Below are 13,771 nucleotides of genomic sequence, written 5' to 3' on the forward strand. Positions count from 1 at the left end.
CGCCGCGTCCCGGTCAGCGGCCGCGCACCCGCCGCGAACCGCCGCCCAGGTACGCCGCCACCGCGCGCCAGGTCTCCTCGAACTGGCCGCGGGTGAAGCCGGTGCCGGAGGCCAGCCAGTCGAAGTGCGGCGGCACGTGGCGTGGCTGGCCGAAGTGGCCGATGACGTCGAGGTGATCGGCCCAGACCGCGCGGATCACGTCGCCCCAGACCTGGCTGCGCGTCGGGACCATGCCGTCGTTGGCGCGCGCGTCGGGGATGCGCCCGTAGGCGAGCCGCAGCGGCCGCGCCTGCACGATCGAGAGCGGCGGCTCGCGGTCCAGCGGCGTGCCGGAGGCGATGCGGTAGAGCCCGACGTACATGGCGTGGGTGGCCTGCGCGTACGGCCCGAGGCCCGCCGCCAGCACGGAGCGCAGGCCAGGCGGCCGCGCCCGCGTGATCACGCAGCCGTAGCGCACCCCGGGCCGGTCCTCGGTGGTGGCGTTGAACACGTCCATGGCGGCGGGGCCGATCTGGGTGACGAGGTCCTGGTCGTCGCCCAGGCTGGCGAAGAAGTCCTCGATCTCGCGCCGGCGCTCGCCCGAGAAGTCCGCCAGCAGCTCGGAGAAGAGCTGCTCCACCACGCCGCCCGGCGGCGCCGCCGGCCGCCGCAGGAACGCCGCCAGCCGGAGCGCGGCGCCCGCGGGCAACCGCCCGGCGCGGAGCGTGTACATCGTGGCGAGGGAGAGGATCTTCAGGACCTGCTGGCCGAGCAGGTTGTTGAAGAAGTGGGCCACCGGCGTGCCGTAGTGCGGCGCGGACACCGTGACCACCGACCGCACCGCGCGCGCGCACCGCTCCACGTCGGCGTCGGTGGGGAGCGACACCTCGGGGCTGAGCAGCAGCCGCACGTCCAGCCCGCCGCTGGAGTGGCCCACCACGCTCACCTCGCCGCCGGGCCCGTCCAGGACGCGCGCGACGTCCTCGGCCAGCAGGGCGGCGCGCTTCCGCAGCGTCGCGGTGGGCGCGGTGCGCACCACCCGGATCTCGCCGTCCAGGCCGTGCGCCGGGCCGATCTCGGCGAGCAGGTCGCGCACGTGGCCGAAGTAGGTGAAGTCGCCCAGGTTGGCGAACCCGAAGAACCCCGGGACGAGCAGGACGTGGTGACGCGGAGCCACGGGCCGAGTCTACGCTCGGTCCGCCGCCCGCGGGCCAGGACTTCCGCGGGTGCGCCGAGCGCGTGCGCGCCCGTGTCCGCCGGGGCGCGGCGCCGTATGATGCGCGGCCGGAGGCACCGCGATGGACGTGAAGCAGGTGTTCGACGGGGCCGCGGCGCGCTACGACGCGCTCCGCCGCCAGCTCATCCCGTGCTTCGACGGGTTCTACGGCGCGGCGGTGGACCTGCTGCCGTTCGGCGAGGGCCGGCCGGTGCGGATCCTGGACGTGGGCGCCGGGACCGGGCTGCTGGCGGAGCAGGTGCTGGCGCGCTTCCCGGCCGCCGAGGTGACGCTCCTCGACTTCTCGGACGAGATGCTGGACCGCGCCCGGGCCCGCTTCGGCGGGCGGACCGCCCAGGTGACGTTCCGCACCGGCGACTACCTGCGGGATCCGCTCGGCGGTCCCTGGGACGCGATCGTGTCGGCGCTGTCCATCCACCACCTCGCCGACGGCGACAAGCGAGCGCTCTACGCGCGCGCGGCGGCGGCGCTGGCGCCGGGCGGCATCCTGGTGAACGCCGACAACGTGCTCGCCGAGGACCCGGCGGTGGCCGCGCGCGACCGGGCGCTCTGGGTCCGCGCCATCCGCGCGAGCGGCCTCGCCGAGGCGGACCTCGAGGCGGCGCTGGAGCGGACGCGGGTGGACGTGCTCGCGCCGCTCGGGATCCAGCTCGGCTGGCTGCGCGCGCTCGGCCTCGTGGAGGTGGACTGCGCGTACAAGTGGCACCACTTCGCCGTCTTCTCCGGCCGGCGCCCAGTCACGGACGGGTGATCTTCTGCTGGCGCGAAGGGGGTGAGTGATGCTTACATCAGCGCCCTTCCAAGAAGGAGGTCCGCGTGAACCGTAACACCGTCATCGCCCTCGTCGTGGGGCTCGTGGTCGGCTTCCTGATCGGCCAGCTGGCCTCGAGGCGGGATCAGGTGACGTCCGTCCCAGTGGTCGCCGCGCCCACCGGCACGCCGGCGATGCCGGCCATGCCGCCCGGCGGGATGGGCGGGCTGCCCGCGCCGATGCCCTCGCCCGGCGCCAGCATGGACCTGCAGGCCCGCATCACCGCCGCCGAGCAGATCGTCGCGAAGGACCCCAGGAACGTCCGCGCCTGGATCCAGCTCGGCAACGACTACTTCGACTCGCGCCAGGCGCAGAAGGCGGTCGAGGCCTACGGGCGCGCGCTCGAGCTCGAGCCCAACAACCCCGACGTCCTCACCGACCAGGGCGTGATGTACCGGGACCTCGGCAACTTCGACAAGGCGATCGCCAACTTCAAGAAGGCGAACGAGGTCGATCCGAAGCACGTGCAGAGCCTGTTCAACCTCGGCGTGGTCTACCTGCACGATCTCCAGGACGCGGACAAGGCCGCGAAGGCCTGGAACCAGGTGATCTCGGCCGCGCCGACGAGCCCGCAGGCGCAGCAGGCGCAGCAGGCGCTGACGCAGCTCAAGGCGAACCCGCCGCCGCCGAAGAAGAAGTAGAGAGCCCGCCGCACCGGCCGGGGCGCCGCGACCGCGGCGTCCGGCCGCGCGGGGGCGGGCAGCGCGGCGTCCAGCCGCGCCGGGCTGGCGGCGCGGCTCCTGCCGCGCGGGGCTGGCGGCGCGGCTCCTGCCGCGCGGGGCTGGCGGCGCGGCTCCTGCCGCGCGGGGCTGGATAGCCGCGCGAGGTGGCTTATGCTCCGGGGGCATGCACCGCGCCCTCCTCCTCGTCGCCGCCCTGCTCGCCGCCGCCTGTCACCCGCGGCCGTCCGCGTCCACCCTCGTCGCCCAGCCGCTCGCGCCCGGGCGCGCCTGGATCAGCGCCGTCGATCGCGGTCACCCGCTGGTCGGACGCATCTGGGACGTCCGCGCCGGGCGCTTCGCCGACGAGGCGGCGCTCGAGGCCGGGCTCGCCGGCGCGTCGTTGGTGCTGCTCGGCGAGACGCACGACAACCCCGATCACCACGTGCTCCAGGCGCGCCTCGTCCGCGCGCTCACCGCCGCCGGGAGGCGGCCGGCGATCGCGTTCGAGATGCTCGCCACCGAGCAGCAGCCCGCCATCGACGCGGCGCTGGCGACGCCGCGGCCGACCCCGGAGGACGTGTCGCGCGCGGTGCGCTGGGACGAGAGCGGCTGGCCGCCGTTCGCGCAGTACCGCCCGGTGTTCGCGGCGGCGCTGGACGCCCGCCTGCGCATCGAGGGCGCGAACCTCCCGCGCGCGAAGATCCAGGCCGCGGCGCGCGGCGGCGTCCAGACCCTCCCCGCGCCGGTCCGGGCGCGCATCGAGCGGCAGGGGCCGCTCCCCGAGGCCGTGGCGCGCGAGATGCGCCAGGAGATGGCGGAGTCGCACTGCGGCGCGCTGCCGGAGTCGATGCTCGAGCCCCTGGTGACCGGCCAGCGCGCGCGCGACGCGCAGATGGCCGAGTCGCTCGCGCGCGCCGGCGCGGCCGGGGCGGTGCTCATCACCGGCTCCGGCCATGCGCGGACCGACCGCGGGGTGGCGTCGTACCTCGACCCCGGCGCGACCGTGGCGAGCGTGCTGTTCCGCGAGGTGGTCCCCGGCCGCGAGGACCCGGCGACCTACGGCGCCGACTACGCGGGGCGGCTCCCGTTCGACTGGGTGGTGTTCACGCCGGGTGAGAAGCGGCCCGATCCCTGCGCCGAGCTCCGCGCCCACCTGAAGGCGGCGAAGCCACCCGCGAAACCGGCGCCGGCCGCGCCCGCCGCCCCGCCCGCCACGCCCTGACGGCGTGACGGGCGCCGCTCAGCCGTCCCCGCCCACCAGCGCCGCCAGCTCGCGGTAGAGCAGCGCCTCGTCGCCGAGGTTCACCTCCACCAGCCGGCGCAGGTGGGCGATGCTGTCGAGGTCGATCCCGGTGCACCGGATGCCCACGTCCTCGCCGTCGCGGTGCGCGATCACCCCGTCCATGCGGATGAGCGTGTCGCCCTGGTCGAGCTGGATCACGAGCGCGCAGGGCTCGCCGGCCGCGCCCGGAAACGCGGCCGGGACCTCCACGCGCGCGCCCTTCAGCGACACGTCCTGGACGCCGCAGCCGACCCGCGCCGTCCCGGCGCGCAGCTCGCCGGGACGGTGGAACGCGATGCGCGAGAACCGGCGGCGCTCGGGCTGCCCTTGCACGCTGGCCATGGACTCCCCCCTTCCGCGGATTGTCCCGCCACCCGCTCGCCCGGCGCAAGCGCGGCGGCATCGCGGGGCTTGACCCCGGGGCCGCCGGGACCGACCGTGCCGGGTCATGTCCGCCCCGGCGCGCCCCCTCGACGAGCTCGTCGCCTTCGTCCGCGCGCGCACCGCGCCCGCGCCGGTGCCGCTCGTGCCGGAGCTCGTGCTCCACCAGGCCAGCGAGCTCACCCCGCTGTGGCACGCCACCGCCGGCGACCTGGCGGGGTGGGACGACTCGCCGTTCTGGGCGTTCCCGTGGGCGGGTGGCCAGGCGCTGGCGCGGCACCTGCTCGACCGGCCGGAGCGCGTGCGCGGGCACCGCGTGGTGGACTTCGCAACGGGCAGCGGGCTGGTGGGCCTGGCCGCGGTCCGCGCCGGGGCGGCCGAGGTGGAGGCCTGGGACGTCGACCCGTTCTGCGAGGCGGCGGTGCGCGCGAACGCGGCGCTGAACGGGCTCGCGCTCCCGTTCCGGTCCGGCGACCCCATCGGCGCGCCGCTGCCGGGCGTGGAGGTGCTGCTCGCCGGCGACGTGTTCTACGAGGGTCCGCTCGCCGCCCGCGCGCTCGCCTGGTTCCGCGCGCTCGCCGGGCGGGGCGTGACGGTGCTCGCCGGCGACGCGGGCCGCACCTACGCGCCACGCGAGGGGTTCACGGTCGTCGCGGAATTCCAGGTGCCCACCACGGTCGAGATCGAGGACGCGGCGGTGCGCGGCGCGCGGGTGCTCCAGATCATGGGGTGAGCGCCGGGCCGCGTGTTACGATCCGTCGCTGGGGAGGTCCCGCCCGCTTGCCCGCCCGCGCCCCGCTCGTCGTCGCACGTGCCGTCCTGGCGCTGGGCCTGCTCGCCGCGGGGCTGATCGTCGCCTTGCTGCTCGCCGGCGGGCTCGCCGCGGGGGCGGTCCTCGCCGTCCCCACCGGGCACTGGGCGCTCGGCGCGCTCTCCGCGGCGGCGGCCGCGCTCGTCATCCGCTGGCTCCTCCTGCTCCGCGTCGCGCCGGTGCGCCTCACCGGCATCGACGTGCGCGCCTCCGAGCAGCCGGCGCTGGTCGCGCTGGCGAGGACGGTCGCCCAGCGGGTGGGCGCGCCCGCGCCGCGCCGCGTGTGCCTGGTGGCCGGGGTGGAGGTGATGGCCATCGAGGAGGGCGGCGTCCTCGGCCTCGGCGCGCACCCGGTGCTCGGGATCGGGCTGGGGCTGATCGCGCTGCTGGGCGTGTCGGAGCTGGAGGCGGCGCTGGCCCACGAGCTCGGGCACCGGCGCGCGGGCGGGCGCGCCGGCGGCCTCCTGCACCGGGCGCGCGCGGTGCTGACGCGCGCGTCGGCGCCCGGCCGCGGCGGCGTCGCCGGGGCGCCGTTCCGCCGGCTCTGCGCCGCGTACCTGCGCGCCACGCTGCACCTGGCGCGCGCCCAGGAGCTGCAGGCGGACCGGGCCGCGATCCAGGTGGCCGGGGCCGCCGCGCACCTCGCGGCGCTGGAGCGCGCGGCGCGCGGCGCGGTGCTGTTCACCGCTTTCCTGGCCGACGAGGTCGAGCCGCTCGTGGCCGAGGGGCACCAGCCGGAGAACCTGTACGACGGCTTCCGCGCCTACGAGGCCGAGCTCACCGAGCAGGGCCGCTCGGGCGCGCTGGATCGCGAGCTGGCCCGCACGCCCGCCGAGCCGGAGGGCCTGCACCCTCCCCTCGCCGCGCGCCTCGCGTTCGCGCGCGCGTTCCCGGACGCCGGCCGCCCGCGCGACGCGCGGCCCGCGCGCAGTCTCCTGCTCAACGCCGAGCGCCTGGAGCGCGAGCTCGGGGCGCGCGTGGCGGCGGAGCGCGCGGGGGAGCGGCCGCTCGCGGTGGTGCCGTGGGCCGAGGTGGGCGCGCGCGTGTACGGACCGCGCGTGGAGCGGGCCGGCCGCACCTACGCGGCCCGCGTGGCCGCCGAGTTCGGCGCGCCCGCGACCGGTCAGGGGGCGCTGGCCGCGCTGGTGCCCACGCTGGAGCGGCGGCACGACGAGGCCGCGGCGCTGGTGCTCGACCCCTCGCTCGCCTCGGTCCCGGTGGACGACCGCACGCGCCAGGTGGAGCGGATCGTCTCGCACGCGCTCGGCGCCCTGGTGGCGCTGTCGCTGGTCGAGCGCGGCGGCGCCTGGCGCAGCGAGATCGGCCGCCCGGTGGAGGTCGCGGTGGGGCGCGCGGTGGTGGCGCCGTTGCACGTCGCGGAGGAGGCGCTCGCCGACCGCTCGCGGCTCGCCGAGGTGGTGCGGCGCGCGGTGGAGACGCCGCAGGACTCGACGTGAGCGCGGCGCCGCGGGTCCTCGCCTGCGGGCACGTCACGCTCGACCGGGCCGGCGAAGCGCAGGTGCCCGGCGGCTCCGCGTGGTACGCCGGCCACACCTGGCGCGGCCTGGGCGCGCGCGTGCGGGTGCTCACCGCGGCCGGCCCGGAGCTCCCGGCGGCGGCGCTCGCCGGGCTCGAGGCCGCCGTCCTCCCCGCGCCGCGCACCACCGCCTTCGAGAACCGCTACGGCGCCGGCGGCGTCCGCGCCCAGCGCGTGGAGGCCGCGGCGCCGCCGCTCGACCCGGGCGCGCTCCCCCGCGGCTGGCGCGAGCCCGACGTGCTGCACCTGGCGCCGGTGCTCGGAGAGATCGACGTGCCCGCGTTCACCGCAGCGGTCCGGGCGCGCGTGGTCGGGCTGGGCATGCAGGGCCTGGTGCGCGCAGTGCTGCCCGGCGGCGAGGTGGCGCAGCCGCGCTGGGAGCCGGCGCCGGGGGCGCTCGCCGGCGTGGACGCGGTCTTCGTCGGCGAGGACGACCTGCGCGGCCAGGGCGACCTCGTGGCGCGGCTGGTCCGGGCGGTGCCGATCGTGGTGCTGACGCGCGGCGCGCGGGGGTGCGAGGTGATCGCGCGCGGGCGGGCGCGGCGGGTGGGCGTCTCGCCGGCGCGGGAGGTGGATCCGACCGGGGCCGGGGACGCGTTCGCGGCCGGGTTCCTGTTCGGGCTCGCGCGCGGCGACGCCCCGGTGGACGCCGCCCGCCTCGGCGCGGCCGCCGGCGCCATCGCGGTCGAGGCCCGCGGCGGCGGCGCGCTCGATCGCATGGGCGAGGCCCACGCGCGCGCGGCGGCGGTGCCGGTGCTCGACGGCGCGTGAGCGCGCTACCCGCCCTCGCCCCTCGCCGTCGCCTCCAGCAGCGCCCAGAGCCGGCCCAGCGTCCGCCGCGGCCACGGCGCGTCCTCCTCCGGCTCGCGGTGCGCGGGCGAGACGCCGTGCAGCGCCGCGATCACCTGGATCGCGTACTTCACCACCGTGTCCTGCGCCAGCTCGCGGCTGGACACGCCGTCGCCGATCTCGCGCTCCTCCTCGCCCGGCACGAGGACGCACACCGGCCGCCAGTAGCCCGGCTCGGCGTGCGGGAGGACCGCCAGCCAGGTCCCCTCCCCCTCGCCGCCCGAGGAGAGGTCGAGCCACAGCCCGCCGTCGCGGGGGATCCACCGGAGAGGTGCCATGATTCCGCATTCTACCCGGGAGATCGCTGCTAGGCTCCGCGCCATGGCCCCCTCCCTCGTGATCTACGGCGCCTACGGGTACACCGGCGAGCTGGTCGCGCGCGAGGCGGCCGCCCGCGGCCTGCCGGTGGTGCTCGCGGGCCGGGACTCGGAGCGCCTGGCCCGCCTCGGCCGCGCGCTCGGCCGCCCGTGGCGCGCGTTCCCGCTCACCGACCCCGAGGCGCTCCGGGCCGGGCTGCAGGATGCGGGCGCGGTGCTGCATTGCGCCGGCCCCTACGTGGACACCTGGCGGCCCATGGCCGAGGCGTGCCTCGAGCTCCGCGTGCACTACCTCGATCTCGCCGGCGAGGCCGCGGTGTACCGCGCGCTCGCCGTCATGGGGCTCCACGCGGAGCGGGCCGGCGTGATGCTGCTCTCCGGCGCCGGGTTCGACGTGGTGCCCACCGACTGCCTCGCCGCGCACGTGGCCCGGCGCCTCCCCGGCGCCGTCCGCATCGCGATCGCGATCGACGCGCTCGGCCGCCTCTCGCGCGGCACGGCGCGCACCGTGATGGCGCACGCGGGCGACGCCGACGCCCGGGAGCTGAACCCGCACCAGCCCGCCGCCCGGAGGTTCGACCTCGGGTCCGGCCGCCTCGAGGCGGTGCAGGTGCCGTGGCCCGAGCGCGTCGCGGTGCCGCGCTCGACCGGCATCCAGGACGTGGCGGTGTACCTGTGCGCCTCGCAGGCGCGGCGCCTCCTGCTCCGCGCCGTCCCGGCCGTCGCGCCGCTGCTGGCGCTCCCGGGCGCGCGGGCGCTCGCGGTGCGCCTCCTCTCCGGCGGCGCCGCGGGCCCGGACGCCGAGGCCCGCGCGCGCGGCCGGAGCCGCGTGTACGCCGAGGCGGTGGACGCGGCCGGCGCACGGGCGGCGTCGCGCCTGGCGCTGCCCGAGGGCTACGCGTTCACGGCGCACGCCGCGGTGGAGATCGCCGCGCGCGCGCTCGCCGGCTACGCGCCGCCGGGCTGGCACACCCCGGCGTCCGCCTACGGCCCCGACCTCGTGACCGCGCTCCCGGGCGTGACGCTCGAGGACCTGCCGCTCGCGCGCCCCGCGAGCCCCTAGCCCTCCCGGCCTCGCCCGAGCGTCCGCAGCGCCGCGAGCCACAGGCGCGCCTCGCGCCGGCCCAGCCGCGCCCGGCGCAGCGCGGCGGTGAGATCGCGGACCGCGTGGCGCTCCGGCCCGGCCAGGAAGCCCCCGCCCCGCAGCGCCGCGCGGAGCGCGTCCTCCACCGCGGTGAGCTCGGCGTCGGTCGCCCCGGCCTCGGCCGCACGCGACGGTGGCGCGGCGGCCGCGAGCGCCGCCTTGCGCAGCTCGTAGAGGTAGACGAGCGCCGCCTGCGCCAGGTTCAGCGAGGGCTGCGCCTCGCCGGCGGGGATGGCGGACAGGTCGTGGCAGCGGTGCACCTCGTCGTTCGTGAGGCCGCTGCGCTCGTCGCCGAACACGATCGCGGTCCGGCCGGCGGCGGCGCGCTCCAGCGCCTCCCGGGCCACCTCGGCCGGCGGGAGGCGGCGCTTGCCCTTCACCGTCCGCGAGCTGGTCCCGACCACCCAGGCGCAGTCGGCCACGGCCTCGTCGAGCGTGCGCACCAGCCGCGGACGATCGAGCAGCTCCTCCGCGTGCACCGCGACGCGGCGCATGGCCGCGAAGTCGTGCGTCCCCAGCTCGGCGATGGCCCAGTCGTCCGCGCCGAAGTTCTTCATGGCGCGCGCCACCGCGCCGAGGTTCTCGGGGTTGCGGGGGCGCAGCAGCACCAGGCGGACGGGGAGGCGCATCGCGGCGCATGGTACCGCGCCGGCCCGGCCCGGCCGTGCTAAAGGAGGCGCGTGCCCCACGCCGCGCGGTTCCTCGAGAACCCGTTCCAGCTCCACGTCACGTTCGACCTCGCCGCGACCTACCTGTTCGCGGTGACGGGCGCGCTGGCCGCGATCGCCAAGCGGTACGACCTGGTGGGCGTGCTGGTGCTCGCGTTCGTCACCGGCCTCGGCGGCGCGCTGCTCCGCGACGGCCTGTTCCTGCAGTTCGGCCCGCCCGCCGTCGTCACCGACGGCCGCTACCTGGTGGCGGTGGCGCTCGGGGCGGCCACCGGCATCTTCTTCGGCCGGCGGCTGCACCGGTTCCGCATCCCGTTCCTGCTCGCGGACGCCGTGGCGCTCGGGACGTACGGGGTGGTCGGCGCGCAGAAGTCGCTCGCGGTGGGGCTGCCGGTGGTCACCGCGCTGATGGTCGGCGCGGTGAACGCGGTCGGCGGCGGCATGCTGCGCGACGTCCTGGTGCGGGACGTGCCGCTCGTCTTCAAGCCGGGCGAGTTCTACGCGCTCGCCGCCATGGCGGGAGAGCTGGTGTTCCTCGGCCTCACCCGCGGCGCCGGGCTGCCCGGCACGCTCTCGGCGCTGATCGCGATCGCCGCCGCGTTCGCGGTCCGGATCCTGTCGGTGTGGCTGGGCTGGCGGACGGAGGCGCTGTCGGGCGAGGACGGGACAGGCGAGCGCTAGTTCACTTGCCGCGGGTCAATGCCGACCCGGCAGGGGTTCCCTTAAGGTGCGCCCTCCGAGGATTCTTTCCCGCGCACAGGAGCTCCCATGTCGCTCGTCCGCAGCCTGCTCGTCGCCGCCCTCGCCCTCGCCGTCCCGCTCACCACCCGCGCCGCGGGCGGTCACGACAGCGTGGGCTGCGGCGGCTGCCACTCCATCCACACCGCGAAGGGCAAGATCATCTTCGCGGTCACGCCGAACACGAAGGCGCTCGACCCCAAGACCAAGCAGCCGTACTCCGGCACGACCGCGCTCTGCCTCGCCTGCCACGCCGACTCGAAGGACGGCGGCCAGGGCTACGCGCCGGTGTCCGGCCACATGAGCCACCCGTACGGCGTCTCCAGCGTGAACCCGAAGGTCGCGAAGGTTCCGGGCGAGCTGCTGCGAGACGGCCGCTTCGAGTGCATCGGCTGCCACGATCCGCACCCGTCCAACCCGAACTACAAGTACCTCCGCGTCGACACCGCCAAGGGCCAGCAGATGGACGCGTTCTGTGGCGTGTGCCACCCGGGCAAGGCCGACGCCGCCACCGTGAAGCAGGCGGCGCTCTTCACCTCGATGGACGAGTCCGGCGCGAAGCGCGCCGCCGCGCCCGCCCCTGCGCCCGCGAAGAAGTAGCGGAGCGAGGCTCGCCGCCGCCCGTGGCCTGGCGCCGCGGGCGGCGGTGCCGTCCTCGACGGGCGGCTGTCAGCGCGCGACGGCCAGCGCGGCGCGGGGTCGCCAGATCTCGAGCATGCCGCTCGGCGCCGACAACCACACCGGCTCGTAGCGCGCCGCGAGATCGGCCGCGAGCGCGGCGCCGCAGGGCGTCTCCAGCAGCTCGCGCGTCGCGCCCCACACCAGCACGTAGTCGATCCGCCCGAGCCGCCGCGCGCCCCGCAGGTCGACGCACGGGGGGACGCCCTCCATCCTCCCCAGCGATCCCGCGATGACGCGGAACGGGTTCCGGCCGGCGGGGAAGCGCACCGGGCAGTGGTCGGTGTTGGCCTGGCTGTTCTTGAGGTCCACGCCGCCGCGCGCCGCCACGATCCAGCCGGTCGCGTGCAGGAACGCCTTGATCCGGTAGCCCATGCGCCGCCCGTGCACGTCGCGCGGCCCGTACGGCGAGAGCGCCAGCGGCAGCAGCACCCGCCCCTCCTCCACCGCCGCCGAGGCCGAGGCGTACTCCTCGAGGTAGGCCGAGAGCTGCCGCTGCTTGTCGAGCCGCACCCCGAGCGCCACCACCGCGATGGCGGCGAGCGCGACCGCGGCGCGCCGCGCCGGGGCGGCCGGGCCCGCCGGGGCGGCGCCGATCCAGGCCGCGACGCAGAGCAGCGCGAGCAGCGCCATCCGATCCGACACGTGCGCGCCGGCGGCCACCACGTCCGGCACGGCGAAGTACAGGGACGCGAACGCGGCGGCGGCGACGAGCCAGCCGTCGTGCGCGCGGAGGCGCGGCCCCCGTCCGGCGCGGACGAGCGCGGCGTGCACCGCGGCGACCGCCAGCACCAGCATCACCGCCATGGCGAGCGGCAGCTCGCGCCGGTCGATGGAGACGAGCGAGTACCCGGCGGCGAGCTTCGCCGCGAGCTCCGCGAGCGGGATGCGCGCGGCGACGCGGTCGCGGTGCGCGAGGAGCCAGGCCGCGAGGAGCAGCAGGCCCGGCGCCGCGGCGGCGAGCCCCACCGCGGCGCGCCGCGCGTACGCCGCCGCCACCCGGCGGCGGCGGGCGGGGTGGCGGCGCGCGCGCGCGAGCGAGCGGGCTGCCCGCACGCCGAGCACCGCGCCCGCCACGAGCAGCGCCGCGGCGAACGCCACCGAGTGCGCGAGGTAGAGCAGCAGCGAGAGGACCGCCAGCGCCGCGAAGCGCCCAGGCCCGAGCCGGCCGCGGGTGCGCAGCCAGAACCCCGCCGCCAGGAACGCGAGCGCGACGCCGTAGCAGAAGTTCCAGAAGCCCATGTGGAACGGGTAGGCGTGCACGAACGGGAACACCGCCAGCGCCGCCCACCAGCCGCGCGGGCCGCGCGGGAGGACCGCGCGGAACGAGATCGGCATCAGGACGGTGTACCCGCTGAGCACCAGCTTCTCCGCGGTGATCGGCGAGGCGATCGCGAGCAGCGGCGCGAGCAACGCCTGGGTGAGCCAGTTGGGCTGCGCGCCCCAGTTCGCCTCGTAGTAGCCGCGGAGGAGCGGCGACGCGCCGTGGCCGAGCAGCGCGAGCACGTTCTCGACGTGCAGCGGTCCGTCCTGGGTGGGGAAGTAGCGGACCAGCCAGATGGGCAGCACGTGCAGCGCGACGAGCGCGGCGAACAGGGTCACCGGGAGCAGGCCGCGCCCGCGCCCGCCGGCGGCGGGCTTGCGCGCCACGCCCGCGCCGGCCCAGGCCCACCGCGCGCTGCCCGCCCAGCTCCAGGCGAACGCGAGCGCGATGCCCGCGGCCTGGGCCGGCAGGCGCAGCGACCCGAGCGACGGCCACCCGAGCGCGTGGCGGGCGAGGAGCGCCAGCACCGCGAACGTGCCGAGCTGGATCGCCACGCCGACCAGGCTCACGGCGTGGTAGCGGCCGAGCCGCGCCAGGCGCCCATGCCCTCCGCGGCGATCGCGGAAGGTGAAGGCGTCGTGGAGGAGGAAGTTGGAGAGCACGCTCGCCTCGATGGCGAGCGCGGACGCGGCCACCTCGGGCACCCCGAGCCACTGCGCCAGCGCGTGCAGGACGGCCAGGTTCACCACGACGCCGCTGCCGCCGACGGCCGCGAAGCGCGCCAGGCGGCCCGCGCCGGGCGCACCCCTCCCGTCCTCGATCCTCGAGCCGAACCTCATCGGGCGTTCCCCTCTCGGCACTCACGCTGCGAAGCCGTGCCGGCGGGGGCATCCCGCCTCGGGAGGAACGGCCCAACGGAGGTTGCACGGGCGGCCGTACGCCTCGCGCGGGCACGACGCGCGCGGCGCGCGAGCGCCGCGCGGGGCGTTGACGCTCAGTTCAGGTAGCGCGGGCGCGGCGCGGCCGGGGGCGGCGCCTCTGCGCCGGCGAGCTCCAGGCCTTGCCGCGTGAGCAGGTACCGCACCGTCCCGCTCCCGCGCTCGGTGTCGAGCCTCGCCTCGAACGCCGGCCCGGTGATGGCACCGAGCTGGAGCGTCTTCTTGAGGTTCACGATGCGGCCGCTGGCCAGGTCGCCCGCGACGGGGCCGGTCGCCGCGTCGCGCCGGTAGAGATCGAGCGCGCCCTCGTGCAGCGTCGCGGCGAGCGAGGGCGAGAGCGGGATCGAGGAGAAAAGGACCGAGATCAGGGTCCAGCGCGGCGGGGGCGCCTCGGAGGCCATCCGAACGATTGTAACCGAGCGGGCCTGCGCGCGCCCGCGCGAGCCATGTGCGAGCGACGTACGTACGCGGGATG

The 13,771-nt window shown here is 77.3% G+C and carries 15 protein-coding genes; 9 read left to right on the forward strand and 6 right to left on the reverse strand.

Annotation, left to right across the window (positions count from 1 at the left end):
* Window positions 1-13: 13 nt before the first annotated feature.
* Window positions 14-1,156 carry an esterase/lipase family protein gene (locus tag A2CP1_RS15990; protein ID WP_012634229.1) on the reverse strand — a complete coding sequence of 381 codons (1,143 nt, stop codon included), beginning with the start codon at window positions 1,154-1,156 and terminating at the stop codon, window positions 14-16.
* Window positions 1,157-1,277: 121 nt separating this feature from the next.
* Between A2CP1_RS15990 and A2CP1_RS15995 the strand changes: the two genes are divergently transcribed.
* From A2CP1_RS15995 to A2CP1_RS16005, 3 genes are all read left to right on the forward strand, one after another.
* Window positions 1,278-1,967, forward strand: a complete 690-nt coding sequence (locus tag A2CP1_RS15995) for a class I SAM-dependent methyltransferase (protein ID WP_012634230.1) — start codon at window positions 1,278-1,280, stop codon at window positions 1,965-1,967.
* 65 nt (window positions 1,968-2,032) lie between these two features.
* Window positions 2,033-2,668, forward strand: a complete 636-nt coding sequence (locus A2CP1_RS16000; protein ID WP_012634231.1) for a tetratricopeptide repeat protein — start codon at window positions 2,033-2,035, stop codon at window positions 2,666-2,668.
* Window positions 2,669-2,873: 205 nt separating this feature from the next.
* Window positions 2,874-3,911: a ChaN family lipoprotein gene (locus tag A2CP1_RS16005; RefSeq protein ID WP_012634232.1), complete on the forward strand. Its 1,038-nt coding sequence runs from the start codon at window positions 2,874-2,876 to the stop codon at window positions 3,909-3,911.
* Window positions 3,912-3,929: 18 nt separating this feature from the next.
* Here A2CP1_RS16005 and A2CP1_RS16010 read toward each other — a convergent pair whose 3' ends face one another.
* Window positions 3,930-4,313, reverse strand: coding sequence for a PilZ domain-containing protein (locus A2CP1_RS16010; protein WP_012634233.1), 384 nt, complete (start codon window positions 4,311-4,313; stop codon window positions 3,930-3,932).
* Between the two features lie 106 nt (window positions 4,314-4,419).
* On the opposite strand from A2CP1_RS16010, the gene A2CP1_RS16015 reads away from it, so the two are divergent.
* Genes A2CP1_RS16015 through A2CP1_RS16025 form a run of 3 tightly spaced genes read left to right on the forward strand, consistent with a single transcriptional unit; the run spans window position 4,420 to window position 7,471 of the window.
* A complete protein-coding gene (locus A2CP1_RS16015) occupies window positions 4,420-5,085 on the forward strand; it encodes a class I SAM-dependent methyltransferase (protein WP_012634234.1) in 666 nt (221 codons plus the stop codon).
* A gap of 47 nt (window positions 5,086-5,132) precedes the next feature.
* Window positions 5,133-6,620 carry a M48 family metallopeptidase gene (locus A2CP1_RS16020; RefSeq protein WP_012634235.1) on the forward strand — a complete coding sequence of 496 codons (1,488 nt, stop codon included), beginning with the start codon at window positions 5,133-5,135 and terminating at the stop codon, window positions 6,618-6,620.
* Complete coding sequence (locus tag A2CP1_RS16025) at window positions 6,617-7,471, forward strand: PfkB family carbohydrate kinase (protein ID WP_012634236.1); 855 nt, start codon at window positions 6,617-6,619, stop codon at window positions 7,469-7,471. The genes A2CP1_RS16020 and A2CP1_RS16025 overlap by 4 nt, the downstream gene beginning before the upstream one ends.
* A gap of 5 nt (window positions 7,472-7,476) precedes the next feature.
* On the opposite strand, the gene A2CP1_RS16030 is transcribed toward A2CP1_RS16025, so the two are convergent.
* Window positions 7,477-7,827 carry a hypothetical protein gene (locus A2CP1_RS16030; protein WP_012634237.1) on the reverse strand — a complete coding sequence of 117 codons (351 nt, stop codon included), beginning with the start codon at window positions 7,825-7,827 and terminating at the stop codon, window positions 7,477-7,479.
* 43 nt (window positions 7,828-7,870) lie between these two features.
* On the opposite strand from A2CP1_RS16030, the gene A2CP1_RS16035 reads away from it, so the two are divergent.
* Window positions 7,871-8,929: a saccharopine dehydrogenase family protein gene (locus A2CP1_RS16035; RefSeq protein WP_012634238.1), complete on the forward strand. Its 1,059-nt coding sequence runs from the start codon at window positions 7,871-7,873 to the stop codon at window positions 8,927-8,929.
* On the opposite strand, the gene A2CP1_RS16040 is transcribed toward A2CP1_RS16035, so the two are convergent.
* Window positions 8,926-9,639, reverse strand: coding sequence for an RNA methyltransferase (locus A2CP1_RS16040; protein ID WP_015934340.1), 714 nt, complete (start codon window positions 9,637-9,639; stop codon window positions 8,926-8,928). The genes A2CP1_RS16035 and A2CP1_RS16040 overlap by 4 nt on opposite strands.
* A gap of 51 nt (window positions 9,640-9,690) precedes the next feature.
* On the opposite strand from A2CP1_RS16040, the gene A2CP1_RS16045 reads away from it, so the two are divergent.
* Together A2CP1_RS16045 and A2CP1_RS16050 are read left to right on the forward strand one after the other, a co-directional pair.
* Window positions 9,691-10,359, forward strand: coding sequence for a trimeric intracellular cation channel family protein (locus A2CP1_RS16045; protein WP_015934341.1), 669 nt, complete (start codon window positions 9,691-9,693; stop codon window positions 10,357-10,359).
* Between the two features lie 87 nt (window positions 10,360-10,446).
* Window positions 10,447-11,016, forward strand: coding sequence for a cytochrome c3 family protein (locus A2CP1_RS16050; protein WP_015934342.1), 570 nt, complete (start codon window positions 10,447-10,449; stop codon window positions 11,014-11,016).
* A 69-nt stretch (window positions 11,017-11,085) separates the two neighbouring features.
* On the opposite strand, the gene A2CP1_RS16055 is transcribed toward A2CP1_RS16050, so the two are convergent.
* Together A2CP1_RS16055 and A2CP1_RS16060 are read right to left on the reverse strand one after the other, a co-directional pair.
* Window positions 11,086-13,197, reverse strand: coding sequence for a GtrA family protein (locus tag A2CP1_RS16055; RefSeq protein ID WP_015934343.1), 2,112 nt, complete (start codon window positions 13,195-13,197; stop codon window positions 11,086-11,088).
* Window positions 13,198-13,352: 155 nt separating this feature from the next.
* Window positions 13,353-13,697 (reverse strand): hypothetical protein, encoded by a 345-nt coding sequence (locus A2CP1_RS16060; protein WP_015934344.1) that lies wholly within the window; start codon window positions 13,695-13,697, stop codon window positions 13,353-13,355.
* Window positions 13,698-13,771: the final 74 nt, after the last annotated feature.

It is taken from the genome of Anaeromyxobacter dehalogenans 2CP-1, assembly GCF_000022145.1.
In the GTDB taxonomy this organism is placed as follows: Bacteria; Myxococcota; Myxococcia; order Myxococcales; family Anaeromyxobacteraceae; genus Anaeromyxobacter; species Anaeromyxobacter dehalogenans.

Bases quoted from the DNA above. Each gene is read 5' to 3' on its own strand.
- A2CP1_RS15995 (WP_012634230.1), top strand. From the start codon at position 1,278: ATGGACGTGAAGCAGGTGTTCGACGGGGCCGCGGCGCGCTACGACGCG.
- A2CP1_RS16005 (WP_012634232.1), top strand. From the start codon at position 2,874: ATGCACCGCGCCCTCCTCCTCGTCGCCGCCCTGCTCGCCGCCGCCTGT.
- A2CP1_RS16010 (WP_012634233.1), bottom strand. From the start codon at position 4,313: ATGGCCAGCGTGCAAGGGCAGCCCGAGCGCCGCCGGTTCTCGCGCATC.
- A2CP1_RS16015 (WP_012634234.1), top strand. From the start codon at position 4,420: ATGTCCGCCCCGGCGCGCCCCCTCGACGAGCTCGTCGCCTTCGTCCGC.
- A2CP1_RS16030 (WP_012634237.1), bottom strand. From the start codon at position 7,827: ATGGCACCTCTCCGGTGGATCCCCCGCGACGGCGGGCTGTGGCTCGAC.
- A2CP1_RS16035 (WP_012634238.1), top strand. From the start codon at position 7,871: ATGGCCCCCTCCCTCGTGATCTACGGCGCCTACGGGTACACCGGCGAG.
- A2CP1_RS16040 (WP_015934340.1), bottom strand. From the start codon at position 9,639: ATGCGCCTCCCCGTCCGCCTGGTGCTGCTGCGCCCCCGCAACCCCGAG.
- A2CP1_RS16050 (WP_015934342.1), top strand. From the start codon at position 10,447: ATGTCGCTCGTCCGCAGCCTGCTCGTCGCCGCCCTCGCCCTCGCCGTC.
- A2CP1_RS16055 (WP_015934343.1), bottom strand. From the start codon at position 13,197: ATGAGGTTCGGCTCGAGGATCGAGGACGGGAGGGGTGCGCCCGGCGCG.
- A2CP1_RS16060 (WP_015934344.1), bottom strand. From the start codon at position 13,697: ATGGCCTCCGAGGCGCCCCCGCCGCGCTGGACCCTGATCTCGGTCCTT.